This is a genomic window from Paraburkholderia acidisoli, assembly GCF_009789675.1.
GTDB lineage: Bacteria > Pseudomonadota > Gammaproteobacteria > Burkholderiales > Burkholderiaceae > Paraburkholderia > Paraburkholderia acidisoli.
In genome coordinates this window covers 267,586-280,056 of record NZ_CP046915.1, presented here as the reverse complement: position 1 = coordinate 280,056, position 12,471 = coordinate 267,586, and the positions used below count along the sequence as shown (strand labels likewise).

Here is a 12,471-nt window from a genome sequence, read left to right as displayed (position 1 = left end):
GCATGACGACGATGCCGCGCTTGCACGGGCCGCTGGCGCGCCCGTGTCGTGCGTGCGCCGCGCCGCTCAGTGCGCGGGCGTCACGTCGGTCTTGAACCACTTTTCGGAGAGCTTCTTCACGGTGCCGTCGGCAATGGCGGCCGTGATCGCCGCGTCGAACTTCGCCTTGAGCGCCGCGTCCTGCTTGCGGAACGCGAGGCCTTCGCCCGGACCCCAGATCGGGCCGCCGATCAGCGGGCCGGCCGTGACCGTGGGCGTGGCGTCTTTCTTGTCCGCATTGGCGGCATAGTAGGTCACGTCGTCGAACGATGCGTCGATCCGGCCGTTGGCCAGATCAAGGTCGCGTTGCGGCGAGGTCTTGTAGACGCGGATCGACGCCACGTCCTTGAAGTTTTCGTTGATGAAGCGCGTGTAGACCGTGCCCGACTGGATGCCGATGGTCTTGCCCTTGAGCGCGGTGCGCAGCACCTGTACGGCGGGCACGTTGGATTTGTCGTCGTTGGCGAGCGTGAGCGGCGGCGTGGCGGCGCTCGCCTTCGGCAGGATCTTCGTGTCGGTCACGGCGAAGGTCGCGGGCGTGGACGCATACGGCTTCGAAAGCGCGAGAATCTTTTCGCGCTCGGGCGTGATCGAGATCGCATCCATCAGGACGTCGAACTTTCCGGCTTGCAGACCGGGAATCATGCCGTCCCAATCCTGCGCGACGAAATTGCACTTCAGTTGGGCACGCGCGCAGAGGTTTTCCGCCAGTTCCGGCTCGAAGCCGCCGAGCTTGCCGCCGGGTAGCGTGAGGTTCCAGGGGGCGTAGCCGCCTTCGAACGCGATCGTCACGTCTTTCGCCTGCGCGACCCCGCACAGCGCCGCGCCGACGGCGGCGCTCATAAGTCCTCTAGCCAACTTGCTGTACATCGACCGCATGACGACACTCCTGTGATTGAGCCGGATGAAATCTGACGGGAGGCGCACTGTCAGGCGCCTTGCAGCTTGTCTAGACAAGATACGCAATCAACCTGAATAAAGGAAGCGAGTCAAAAAGAAAACATGCCGTCTTCGGGTAAATCCCAGGCGAAGTTTCGGCAATTCACGAATGGGTTTACGAACGTCTTTCAGGAAAGGCCAGCGCGCGCCGTTAGCGCAGGCATAACGCCGCCCTGCGTGACTGCACGCGTCGCGGGTTTGCGCTACCTTTGATTGTCGCCGCCGTGAATGTTGGCGTGAAGGTTGCCATGGATGTGCGGCAAGCAAGGCGGCGAGGCTCGCCGGTTCCTCTCGTGGGTTGACGCACGCATTTTTGGCCTCAGATAGTGGACCATGCGTGAATCGAAGCCGGGCCGCGGAACTTATCGGATTGGCGCGCAACAGAGTCAAATCCCTCTCGCGCCGCCGCCGTGCCCAACACGCGACGTATCGCAACGAGAGACCGCATTTAGGGACGTTACACGATGAAACTCGAATTCACCGACACCACGAGCGCGCGCCCCGAGCTGCTGTGTTTTCTGGTGGCGATCGCCGCGGGTTCGTATGCGCTCACGCAGGAGTGGCGTGTCGATCACGTGGTCGAATGCACGCATCGCTGGCTGCGCAAACAGAACGCGACGATGCACTGGCTCGACCGCGTGCTGCTCGGTCAGCTCGCGCTGAAGATCGCCCGCGACGATCTGCTCGACGCGGGCGTGGCGGTGCGCCTGTCGAGCGTCTCCGTACTTTTTACCGACGACATGGATCTGAACGAATCGTCCACCATGGTTCAGCGCATGATGGTGCTCTGCCAGGAAGCGCTGCAAGGCGCGACAACCTGAACGGCGCACGGGTATTTCGTTGTTTTTTCGTCGCCCTTCCGGTTTTCGGCAGGCCGTCGATCGCCTAGAAGTTTCCCGCCAGTAAATAGAACAGTAAGCCCGAGAGCCCGATCGTCACGGGCAGCGTGATGAGCCAGGTCAGGATGATGCGCACGATCATGCCGCCTTGCACACCCTGGCCGCTCGCGGCCATCGTCCCCGCGATACCCGAGGTGATGATGTGCGTCGTGCTCACCGGCAAGCCCGTGAAGCCCGCCGTGCCGATCAGCGCCGAACCCACGAGTTCGGCGGCCGCGCCCTGGCCCGGCGTCATGTGCTGGCGGCCGAGCCGCTCGCCGAGCGTGCGCACCACGCGCTTGTAGCCCACCATCGTGCCCGCGCCCAGACAGATGGCGCTCAGCAAACGCACCCACCACGGCGCGTATTCCACCGGCAGACTCATCGACTTGAGCAATTGCTTCGCTTGCGCGCGCTGCGGGGCGGGCACGCTCGACTGCTCGCTCACGTACTTCATCTGCGAAACCACGTCGTAGACATAGCCGCGCAACTGCGAGCGCGTCGCGCGTTCGCCGTCGACCGCCGGTTGATCGGCGCGTAGCTCCTCGGCCTGATGCGCAAGTTGCGGCTGGGCGCGCGCGAGCGCCTGCGCGGCGGCGAGCCCTTGCGCCTTGATGTCGTCGCCATACGCGGCGATCAGCGGCTCGGCCTGCGTGGCGTAAGCGGGCAGCTTCGCCATCTGTTCGGCCGCGCCGGGATTGAGCGCATAAGTGGCCGGCAGCAAGCCGATGATCGTCAGCATGATGAGGCCGATACTTTTCTGGCCGTCGTTGGTGCCATGCGAAAAACTCACGGTCGTGCAGGTCAGCACGAGCAGAGCGCGCAGCCACCAGACCGGCGGCTGGTTCTCCTTCGGCGGTTCGAGCAGGTGACCTTTGCGCACGATGAGCCGTAGCGCGAGATAGAGGCCGCCCGCGATGAAGAAGCCCAGCACGGGCGAGATCGCGAGCCCTTTGAGCACCGTCGAGATCTGATGCCAGTCCACGCCTTGCGCGAGACTGCGCGACTTGATGAGCGCGTCGGCGGCGGCCACGCCGATCAGCGAGCCGATCACGCAGTGCGAGCTGCTGTTGGGAATCGCGAAGGCCCACGTGAGCACGTTCCAGAACAGCGCCGAAGCGAAGATGGCGACGAGCATCGGCACGGCGGGCGCGCCGTCGGGGGGCGTAAGCACATCGGGCGGCAGGATTTCGACGAGCGCATAAGCGACGGAAATGCCGCCCACCAGCACGCCGATCAGATTCATCACGCCGGACCAGACCACTGCCTGAACCGGCTGTAGCGAATGCGTGTAGATCACCGTGGCGACCGCGTTCGACGAGTCGTGAAAGCCATTGCTTGCCTCGAACGCGAGCACCATGACGAGACACACGACGAGCATCGCGACGATCACGGCCGACGACGGAGCAAAGTGAGCGAGCATGTCAGGTCCTTGCAGGAAAGGAAGAGAGCGCTCGTTGTGCCGACGCGCCGCCCGGCTATCACGCGAGCGGCATGCCCGCGAGCGTGAATCTTGCATGACAGCGTGACCCTATTTTTCTCCCGAGCGATTCCAGATGCGTGGCCCGATGCGCTTACGTGTGGGAAAAATGATTGGGATGGCTAAGTAAATAGACGATGACGAGCGCGCCAATCAATTCGACTTCGCTTCTCGGTCGACATGAGCCGGCCTCGCGCGCAATGAGTCTCGTGAAAATTCTCTGGAATAAGCCGCACGACGCCGTGTTAGTGCCAGTGACGCGCCATTGAGCGCGAGACCACCACCCCGCTACAAGGAGAATGACATGCAATTCCGCCTGGCCGCCAAGGCATTACTCGCACTTTCCGTCGCACTCGCGGGCCATGCCGCGTGGGCCGACCCCGCCCTCGGCACGCCGGTCAAGAACGTCGTGCTCGTGCACGGTCTGTATGCCGACGGGTCGAGCTGGGCGAAAGTCATTCCGCTCTTGCAGGCCAAAGGCTTGCACGTGACCTCGGTGCAAAACCCCACGACCTCGCTCGACGCCGACGTCGACGCGGTGAAGCGCGCCCTCGCGCAGCAGGACGGCCCGGCGTTGCTCGTCGCGCACTCGTACGGCGGCATGGTCATCAGCCAGGCCGGCGACGACCCCAAGGTGTCCGGCCTCGTGTACATCGCGGCGCGCGCGCCCGACGCGGGCGAAGATTATCCGGCGCTCACGCACAAGTTCGCGGCCGCGCCCGCTTCGGCGGGTCTGCAATGGTCGGGCGACTACGGCAAGCTTTCGGAGCAGGCGTTCGTGAAAGACTTTGCGGGCGATTTGCCCGCGGCCGAGGCCGAAACTTACTACGCCGTGCAACAGCCGATGGGCCGAGCGATCACCATGGCCAAAACGACCGTGGCCGCCTGGCACGACAAACCCACCTGGTACGCCGTCTCGACCGAAGACCGTACGATCAATCCCGATCTCGAACGCTTCATGGCGCAGCGTATGAAAGCGCACACGATAGAAGTCGATTCGAGCCATGTTTCGCTGCTGTCTCATCCGCAACAGGTCGCGAATCTCATTCTGGAAGCCGCGGGACAACCGGCGCAATGAAAGTGGCGGTTTAATTGCCGGCTGGGTTTCGCAGTGCCAACGCCAACCGCGCTGTAATACGCCGAAATGCCCCGAGTGACTTCGGGGCATTTTTGCATTCGGTGACGATGGTATTCGAGCGGACTCTGGTAATCCATGGCGAGCGCGACTCGGGTACGATGCGCGAAGGGATGTGCATCGCCGGATGCACGCATGCCGCTGCCACTACCGAGGTAATGTATGGACTCGTCGAATCGCGGACCGATCGATGCTGAAACAGAAGCGCTGATGACGCTTGCCGAATGGCTGGAGCGCTCGCTGGACGCGGGCGCCAACCTCATTCTGGTGCGCTCCGGCAGTGAGAAAAGCGATGTCTGGCTCGGCGATGCCGGAGAGGAATCCACTGACTGGAAACGCTGTGGTGTCATTCGTAATGCGATGGTCGGAAAGATTCTGGAAGCCACCCATTCGGGTGGCAATGAGCTGACTATTAACGGCCAGACTTATCGATTCAATCGTTCATTTGCGCAGGCAATGAATCATGGCGCGATAGTTTTTTCGCCGGCATAACACCGAAACGCCACATTTCATCGCGCGATGTGGCATAGTGCGTCAAATTCACTGAGTTCCTGAACAAGGAATAAACAAAAAGGATAGTTACGCAATGGCGACGCTCGAATCGATCCAGGCAAAAATCGCAAAGCTTCAGGCACAAGCCGAAGCATTGGCCGTTACGAAATCTTCGGCCGTGCTCGAAAAGATTCGCGACCTGATGCATAAACATGGCGTGACGCTCGGCGATATCGAATCTCATGCAGGCAAGCGTCGTGGTCGCAAGCCGGGTTCCGCGGCGGCTGCGAAAAGCACGGGCGCGGTGGCGAAGTATCGCGATCCGAAGTCGGGCGCAACGTGGTCGGGTCATGGCCGCGCGCCGGGCTGGATCGCCAGCGCGAAGGACCGCTCGAAGTTTCTGGTCGACGGCGGCGTGAAGAGCGCGGCGCCGGCGAAAAAGGCGTCGGCGGCTGCGGGTAACTATGTGCGCGGCCCGCAACCGGCGCTGTATCGCGACCCGAAGTCGGGCGCCACGTGGAGCGGTCGCGGTCCGGCGCCGGCATGGCTGGCGGGCGCGAAGGATCGCACGAAGTTTCTGATCGCCAAGGCTGACGGTGCCGCGGCAACGGCGGGTGCGAAGGTAGCGAAGGCGACGAAGCCGGCTGCTCCGGCAAAGAAAGCCGCAGCTAAAAAGGCCGCAGTGAAGACCGCCGCCAAGACCGCTCCGAAGACTGCCGCGGTCAAAGAACCGGTAGCGAAGAAGGCCGTGGCCAAGAAGGCTGTCGCCGAAAAGGCTGTCGCGAAGAAAGCGGTTGTGAAGAAAACGGTCGCGAAGAAGGCGGTTGCGAAGCCAGCCGCCGAACAGGCTGCACCGCAAAAGGCCGCGAAGAAAGTGGTCGCCCGTAAGGGCCCGGCCGTGAAGAAGACGCCTGCGAGCGCACCGGCTAGCGTTGCACCGGCCGCGGCTCCGGCGGCGGCGCCGGCCGTGGTGAACACGCCGGAAACGACGCCGGCCGCTTAAGTCTCGGCACGGCTTTACTGCGGTTCCGCCGCGGTCCGGTCGTAATACCTACGCGCACCCTCGCTTTATCGTTACTGGATAAAGCGTGCGGTGCGCGATGTCATTTCTGGTTCCGAAAGCGTATTCGGTTTTCCGCCGCGTGTGTCTTACGAGCCTTTTTCTGCTTCCATACGCAAGGCCACGTCGTCGCGGCGGCTGCGCGTGGCGATCCAGCACAGGATCGACCCGCCGCACACCATCACCGCGCCTTGCCAGAAGGGCAACGAGAGCGGCGCATGCAACAGCACGGCCGCAATCGCGGCCGAAAACACCGGAATGAAATACGACGCGCCCGCGAGCACCGTGACGTTGCCGTGCAGAATGCCCACGTTCCAGGCGGCATAGCCGAATCCCATTGCGCAGGCGGCCAGCAACAGATACACGATGGCGTGCAGATCGAAATGCATCGCGCCGCCGCCTTCCGTCGCGTATTTGACCCACAGCACCAGCGAAACCAGCATGAAGAACAGCGTCACGCCGTTCTTGCCTTGGGCAATGCGCGCCGTGACCGTGCAATACGCCGCCCAGATAAACGCGCCGAGAAAAGCGAGGCCGTAACTGAGCGGATTGTCTTTCACATTGGCAAGCATGCCGGGCAAATCGAGACCCTGGTCGCCGCCCAGCACCCAGCAGATGCCGAGCATCGACAAAACGAAGCCCGGCACGACCAGCCAATTCGCGCGTTGCTTATTGAACAGAATGGCGGAAACCAGCGTGAATGTCGGCCAGAGATAATTGACCATGCCGACTTCGATCGCCTGACGGCCGTTATTCGCATAGCCAATGGAAAGCGATAAACAGAGTTCGTAAGCGACGAACAGCACGCTGCCCCAGAGCAGATAACGGCGCGGAAATTCGCGCAGTTTCGGAAAGCCGACGGTGAATACGAGGAACACCGAGGCCACCGAATACACCATGGCCGCGCCGCCCGTTGCGCCGAGACTTTCGCTCACGCCGCGCAGGAGCGCGACGATCGACGCCCACAGCAGTACGGCGATAAGTCCGATCAGCGTTGCTTTTTTCTTGCTCGTCATGCTTTTCTGCCTGCTTCTTTGAAACGTCGAATAATCGGCTTGCCGGGACGAATGGCCGGTCGCGGCCATCGGGAAAGCAATCTGGAAGGATACCGCGACCGGAGCGCGCTAGGCGTAATACGAGGGCACGTCGATCCAGATGGTCTTGATTTCGGTGTATTGGTCGTGCGCCCACACGGACTTGTCGCGGCCGCCGAAACCCGACTGCTTGTAGCCGCCGAACGGCGTCGTCACGTCGCCTTCGCCGAAGCAGTTCACGGTCACCACGCCCGCGCGAATCTCGCGCGAAACGCGAATGGCGTGATTGAGGTCGCTCGTGTACACCGAGGCCGCGAGGCCATAAACAGAGTCGTTGGCCAAGGCGATGGCTTCGTCGATCTCCGTGAACGAGGTGACCGAAAGCACCGGCCCGAAGATCTCCTCCTGGAACAGCCGGTTCGACGCCGCCACCTCGTCCACCACGGTCGGCTCGACGAACACGCCGCCGCGCGTGTCGCCGCCGAACTTCACGCGCATGCGTTCAGCGGCCGCATGTTCCAGATACGAGCGCACTTTCTCGAAGTGGGCCTTGCTCACCATCGCGCCCAGCCTGTGCTCGGGATCGAGCGGGTCGCCCATCGACCAGTCGCGCATCTGCGCGCCGATGCGTTCGAGCAGCGCGTCCTTGATTTCGGCATGCACGATCAGCCGCGAGGAGGCCGAGCAGTTTTCGCCCATGTTCCAGAACGCGCCGTTGACCACGTGCTGCGCGACCGCGTCGAGATCCTGCGCGTCGCGCAACACCACGGCCGGGTTCTTGCCGCCGCATTCGAGCACGATGCGTTTGAGGTTGGATTCGGCCGCGTAGGTGAGAAAGCGGCGGCCGGTTTCCGTCGATCCCGTGAAGCTGACCATGTCGATGCCGGCGTGGCGGCCGATCGGTTCGCCCACTTCCTTGCCGCCGCCCGGCAGCACGTTGAACACGCCCGCGGGCACACCCGCTTCGTGCGCGAGTTCGGCCACGCGCAGGGCCGTGAGCGTGGTTTCCTTCGCAGGCTTCACCACGATCGAGCAACCGGCAGCGAGCGACGGACCGATCTTCCACGCGAGCATCAGCAGCGGGAAATTCCACGGCAGCACCAGCCCGACCACGCCGATCGGTTCGCGCACGACGAGCGCGAGCGCGTTCGCCCCCGTGGGCGCGGTGTTGTCGTAGATCTTGTCGATGAGTTCGGCGTGCCAGCGGATCGTGTGGATCGTCTCCGGCACGTCGGTGTTCTGGCATTCGCGAATCGGCTTGCCGCTGTCGAGGCTTTCCATCGTCGCGAGTTCGTGCGCATGCTGTTCGAGCAGATCGGCGAACTTGAGCAGCACGCTCTTGCGGCGCGACGGCGCAAGCGAGCGCCAGCGGCCGTCGTCGAACGCGGCGCGTGCGCGGGCGACGGCGAAATCGACATCGTCGCTATTGCACGCGGCGATTTGCGCGAGCGGCGCGTCGGTCGCGGGATTCACGCTCGTGAACGTGGCGCCCGAGCGCGCCGGCTGAAACTTGCCGTCGACGAAGGCCTGCGTGGGCAAACGCAGCTTCGCCGCGAGTGCCGCGTATTGCTGGGCGGAGAGCAGTTGCGTCATCAGGCACGGCCTCCCGCGCTGCCGCTGGCCGCGGCCACTTCGCGCTTGAGTGCGGCGACGATGTCGCGCAGCGTGGCTTGCTGCGCTTCGTCGAGCGCTTGCAACGGCGCGCGCACGCCGCCCGTGCGCAGACCCGCGATTTCGCAGCCGTACTTGATCGACTGCACGAACTTGCCGGTTTCGAGGAAGTCCATGAGCGGCAGCATCGCCGACATGATGCGGCGGCCCTTGTCGAAATCCTTCTGCACGACGCACGCTTCGTACAGTGCGATATGTTCGGCCGGCAGGAAGTTCGAGCCCGCGCACACCCAGCTGCGCGCGCCCCACGCGAAGAATTCGAGCGCCTGGTCGTCCCAGCCGCACGACACGCTCAGGTTCGGGTACTGGCGCGCGAGCCGGTGCAACTGGCCCATGTCGCCCGAGCTTTCCTTGATCGCGACGAAGTTCTTCGACTGCGCGAACACGAGGTCGAAGAACTCGGCGTTCATCGAGACGCTCATGCGGCCGGGGTAGTTGTAGAGCATGACGGGCAGGTCGGCGGCGCGGTCGATCGCGAGCGCGTGCGCGGCGTTTTCCTGCTGCGTGGGCAGCGCGTAGGGCGGCGAGCCGACGAGAATCGCATCGGCCTTGATCGCCTTCGCGGCTTTTGCGTACTCGACCGAATCTTCGGTGCGAATGGCGCCCGTGCCGATGATGAGCGGCACGCGCGAGCCGATCACTTCCTTCGCCCACGCGCCCAGATCGAAGCGCTCCTGCGCGGTCTGCGCGTAGTACTCGCCCGTCGAGCCGCCGATGATGATGCCGTGCACGCGTGCCGCGATCAGCGACTCGAGTACCTCGGCGAACGCGATTTTGTCGATCTGGCCTTGCGCGTTCAGCGGGGTGATGGCCGGGGTGTAGATGCCTTCGAATTTCATGGTGGATTATTCCGCGAAGAAAGTGGAGTTGCAGAAAGTGGAGTTGAGAAGCGCACGGCCTGAAACGCCGCGCGCCTGCGAGTGAGTTCAGTGATTCAGCGAAGCCGCTTCCTGCAGGCTCAGCGAGCGCGTTTCCGGCGCGAGCGCCAGCGAGGCGGCGAGACCGACGAACGACACGGCCGCGGCCGCATACATCGTGTTGCCGATGCCGATCGTGTTCAGCGCGATCGGCACGAGCCAGGTGCCCACGGCGGCGCCGATCCGCGAGAGCGATGCGCCCATGCCCACGGCGAACGCGCGAATGTCGGTCGGGAAAATTTCGTTCGGATACACGAGCTGGAGCACCTGCGCGCCGCCAATCAAGACCGCGTACGCGCCGAACAGCACGAGAATCAGCATGGCCGCGCCGTTCGAGCAGGCTCCCAGCGCGAGCAGTGCGAGACCGGACCACAGGAAGCTGTGGATCACCATCGCGCGGCGGCCGAGCGTATTGATGACGCGGGTCGCCAGGATGCAGCCCACCACGAACAGCAGCGTGATCGCCACCGAGCCGAGCGATTCCCACTGGCCAGTCAGATGCAGCGCCTGCAGCACGCGCGGCGCGAACGAATACACGGCGAACACGGGAATCACCGAGCAGCTCCAGAACACCGTGACGAACAACATGCGTTTGCCGTAGCCCGAGTGCAGCAGTGCCCACAGCGTGATTTTCTTTTCCGTGTGTTCCTCGGGCAGGTTGTCGAGCGAAAACGCGGCGCCGTAGACCTTCTTGATGACGGCTTCGGCCTCGGCGGCGCGGCCCTTGCTGAGGAGCCAGCGCGGCGACTCCGGCGTGCCGATGCGCACCGCGAACAGCGCGAGGCCGATCACGGCGGGACTCGCGAGCACCCAGCGCCAGGCGTCGGGATTGCCCGTGCTCAGGATCAGATTGCCGACGATATAGGCGAGCGCCGCGCCGAGGAACCAGATGATCGTGAGCATGGCGAGGCGCGGGCCGCGATACTTGCGCGGCATGAATTCGACCAGCAGCGAACCCGCCACCGGATATTCGATGCCCACGCCAATGCCGATCAGAAAGCGCAGCACGAACAGCGCCTCGCCCGACTGCACCCACAATTGCGCGAGCGAGCACACGAAGAAGATCACCGGTCCGAAGAAGTACGGCTTCTGGCGGCCCATGCGATCCGAAAGCCAGCCGCCGATGAACCCGCCAAAGAAAATGCCGATCAGCGCCGAAGCCGCGACCATGCCTTCCCAGAAGCTCGTGAGTCCGAGCGCGGCGGAGAACTGCACCATCGCCACGCCGATAATGCTCAGCACGTAACCGTCCATGAGCCAGCCGCCGCTGGAGCGGATGGTGAGCAGCTGATGAAAGCCATTGAGGGGTACGTCTTCAATGGATAAACGATGCTTCGACATTGCCTGTCTCCTTCCATGTGGATGGGCGCAACGGTGCCTGGCGTGCGCCATGCCGTGCTGCGTCCCAAAACGAGTCGGTTGCGGCGGTTCGCTCGAGCGGCGAATCCACCGTGGTGAAGCGTGCTAGCTTTCGAGTCCCGCCTTGCGCTGTCCCCACCAGAGCGTGGCGTTCACGCCCATGGAGAGGAACGGCTCGGGCGGCGCCTTGTTCGGCCCCGAAGTCGCGAGCAGAAAATCGATCAGCTCGCCGCGTTGCGCCGTGCGCCGGTTCGCGAGCCAGTCGGCGAGCAGGGTGCCCGTGACCGTGCCGCGCGTGATACCCAGGCCGTTGCAGCAGAGCGCGCCGTACACGTTGGGCGCGAGCTGACCGAAAAAGCCCTTGTGGTTTTGCGCGAGCGCGAGCGAACCGCTCCACGTGTAGTCGAATTCGACCTCGGGCAGCATCGGGAAGCGCCGCTCGAACGAAAGCCGGTGGCGGTCGGCGAACCGCGAAAGGTATGACGTTTTCGGCCGGCCGTCGGGGTTGAAGCTGAAACTGTTGCGCACGAGAATGCGGTTGTCGTGCGTGCGGCGCAGCGTGCTGCCGAACGGGTCCGCCGGAATCACGCCCCAGAACGGCTTGCCGCCGAGCTGCGCCTGCTCCGCGTTCGTAAGCGGCCGGGTCAGGCTTGCATAGAGAAACACGGGCAGCATGGTGCGTTCGAGAAAGCCGAAGCGCATGCCGAAGGCGTTGTTCGCCAGCACCAGCTGGTCCGCCGTGATGCGGCCGTGGCGGTGCGCGAGCACGATCTTCTCGCCGTATTCGACGTCGGTGATCGCGGTGCCTTCGTAGAGCGTGACGTTGGGCGGCAGGCAGTCGGCGAGCCCTTTCACGAGCGCCGAGGGCTGCACGAGCACGGTGCCCGGCGTGAACAGCGCCTTGCGATAGAACGACGTGCCGATGTGTTCCGGCAGCGCGGCGCCTTCGATCACTTCGTACTGCTGACCAAGTTTGTCAAGCCCACGCCGGTAGGCGTCGAGCACGGCCACGCCCCGATCTTCGACCGCCGCCTGATACTTGCCCGAAGCCGTCATATGGCAGTCGATGCCGTGTTCGTCGACGAGATCGCGCAGGATCGTCTGGCCGAGCAGATTCAGCTTGAGCGTGGTCTTGGCGGTGGGAATGTCGCCGATATAGTCGTCCGCGCCAATGTCGTGCGGCAGGTCGATCGCGAAGCCCGCGTTGCGGCCCGAGGTACCGAAGCCCACTTCCTGGGCGTCTACGAGCACGATGTCGTCGTCGGGGAAATTGAGCGCGAGCTGGCGCGCGGCGGCGAGGCCCGTGAATCCCGCGCCGACCACGGCCCAGCGCGCATGCGTTTCGCCCGTGTGGCCGGGGCGCGGCGTTCGAGACGGGCTGGTGTGATACCAGCCGCACATCTTGTCGTCCGAGGGCAGCGAGGTAACCTTAAGCATTCCTGAATTCCAATATCGCTCGTGTTGAAC

At 63.8% G+C, this 12,471-nt stretch carries 11 protein-coding genes; 4 read left to right on the top strand and 7 right to left on the bottom strand.

Going from position 1 to position 12,471, the window contains the following annotated elements; genetic code table 11:
• Positions 1-66: 66 nt before the first annotated feature.
• On the bottom strand, positions 67-918 hold the full coding sequence (locus FAZ98_RS23490) for a transporter substrate-binding domain-containing protein (RefSeq protein WP_158954566.1): 852 nt from the start codon (positions 916-918) through the stop codon (positions 67-69).
• Positions 919-1,442: 524 nt separating this feature from the next.
• On the opposite strand from FAZ98_RS23490, the gene FAZ98_RS23485 reads away from it, so the two are divergent.
• Positions 1,443-1,799, top strand: coding sequence for a hypothetical protein (locus tag FAZ98_RS23485; protein WP_158954564.1), 357 nt, complete (start codon positions 1,443-1,445; stop codon positions 1,797-1,799).
• Between the two features lie 64 nt (positions 1,800-1,863).
• Here FAZ98_RS23485 and FAZ98_RS23480 read toward each other — a convergent pair whose 3' ends face one another.
• Positions 1,864-3,279 (bottom strand): inorganic phosphate transporter, encoded by a 1,416-nt coding sequence (locus FAZ98_RS23480; RefSeq protein ID WP_158954562.1) that lies wholly within the window; start codon positions 3,277-3,279, stop codon positions 1,864-1,866.
• Between the two features lie 361 nt (positions 3,280-3,640).
• On the opposite strand from FAZ98_RS23480, the gene FAZ98_RS23475 reads away from it, so the two are divergent.
• From FAZ98_RS23475 to FAZ98_RS23465, 3 genes are all read left to right on the top strand, one after another.
• Positions 3,641-4,414: an alpha/beta hydrolase gene (locus tag FAZ98_RS23475; protein ID WP_158954560.1), complete on the top strand. Its 774-nt coding sequence runs from the start codon at positions 3,641-3,643 to the stop codon at positions 4,412-4,414.
• Positions 4,415-4,633: 219 nt separating this feature from the next.
• Positions 4,634-4,963, top strand: coding sequence for a hypothetical protein (locus tag FAZ98_RS23470; RefSeq protein WP_158954558.1), 330 nt, complete (start codon positions 4,634-4,636; stop codon positions 4,961-4,963).
• A gap of 94 nt (positions 4,964-5,057) precedes the next feature.
• A complete protein-coding gene (locus FAZ98_RS23465; protein WP_158954556.1) occupies positions 5,058-5,966 on the top strand; it encodes an H-NS histone family protein in 909 nt (302 codons plus the stop codon).
• A 146-nt stretch (positions 5,967-6,112) separates the two neighbouring features.
• Here the strand turns inward: FAZ98_RS23465 and yddG are convergent, their stop codons facing one another.
• The 5 genes from yddG to FAZ98_RS23440 all read right to left on the bottom strand — a co-directional run bounded on the left by yddG (position 6,113) and on the right by FAZ98_RS23440 (position 12,441).
• Positions 6,113-7,039, bottom strand: a complete 927-nt coding sequence (gene yddG / locus FAZ98_RS23460) for an aromatic amino acid DMT transporter YddG (RefSeq protein ID WP_158954554.1) — start codon at positions 7,037-7,039, stop codon at positions 6,113-6,115.
• A gap of 108 nt (positions 7,040-7,147) precedes the next feature.
• A complete protein-coding gene (locus FAZ98_RS23455; RefSeq protein ID WP_158954552.1) occupies positions 7,148-8,650 on the bottom strand; it encodes an aldehyde dehydrogenase in 1,503 nt (500 codons plus the stop codon).
• Complete coding sequence (locus FAZ98_RS23450) at positions 8,650-9,567, bottom strand: dihydrodipicolinate synthase family protein (RefSeq protein WP_158954550.1); 918 nt, start codon at positions 9,565-9,567, stop codon at positions 8,650-8,652. Before FAZ98_RS23450 ends, FAZ98_RS23455 begins: the two co-directional genes overlap by 1 nt.
• 87 nt (positions 9,568-9,654) lie before the next feature.
• Complete coding sequence (locus FAZ98_RS23445; protein WP_158954548.1) at positions 9,655-10,986, bottom strand: MFS transporter; 1,332 nt, start codon at positions 10,984-10,986, stop codon at positions 9,655-9,657.
• A gap of 123 nt (positions 10,987-11,109) precedes the next feature.
• Positions 11,110-12,441: an NAD(P)/FAD-dependent oxidoreductase gene (locus FAZ98_RS23440; protein WP_158954546.1), complete on the bottom strand. Its 1,332-nt coding sequence runs from the start codon at positions 12,439-12,441 to the stop codon at positions 11,110-11,112.
• Positions 12,442-12,471: the final 30 nt, after the last annotated feature.

Coding starts and splice junctions, on each gene's coding strand:
- FAZ98_RS23490 (WP_158954566.1), bottom strand. CDS start 918: ATGCGGTCGATGTACAGCAAGTTGGCTAGAGGACTTATGAGCGCCGCC.
- FAZ98_RS23485 (WP_158954564.1), top strand. CDS start 1,443: ATGAAACTCGAATTCACCGACACCACGAGCGCGCGCCCCGAGCTGCTG.
- FAZ98_RS23480 (WP_158954562.1), bottom strand. CDS start 3,279: ATGCTCGCTCACTTTGCTCCGTCGTCGGCCGTGATCGTCGCGATGCTC.
- FAZ98_RS23475 (WP_158954560.1), top strand. CDS start 3,641: ATGCAATTCCGCCTGGCCGCCAAGGCATTACTCGCACTTTCCGTCGCA.
- FAZ98_RS23470 (WP_158954558.1), top strand. CDS start 4,634: ATGGACTCGTCGAATCGCGGACCGATCGATGCTGAAACAGAAGCGCTG.
- FAZ98_RS23465 (WP_158954556.1), top strand. CDS start 5,058: ATGGCGACGCTCGAATCGATCCAGGCAAAAATCGCAAAGCTTCAGGCA.
- yddG (WP_158954554.1), bottom strand. CDS start 7,039: ATGACGAGCAAGAAAAAAGCAACGCTGATCGGACTTATCGCCGTACTG.
- FAZ98_RS23455 (WP_158954552.1), bottom strand. CDS start 8,650: ATGACGCAACTGCTCTCCGCCCAGCAATACGCGGCACTCGCGGCGAAG.
- FAZ98_RS23450 (WP_158954550.1), bottom strand. CDS start 9,567: ATGAAATTCGAAGGCATCTACACCCCGGCCATCACCCCGCTGAACGCG.
- FAZ98_RS23445 (WP_158954548.1), bottom strand. CDS start 10,986: ATGTCGAAGCATCGTTTATCCATTGAAGACGTACCCCTCAATGGCTTT.
- FAZ98_RS23440 (WP_158954546.1), bottom strand. CDS start 12,441: ATGCTTAAGGTTACCTCGCTGCCCTCGGACGACAAGATGTGCGGCTGG.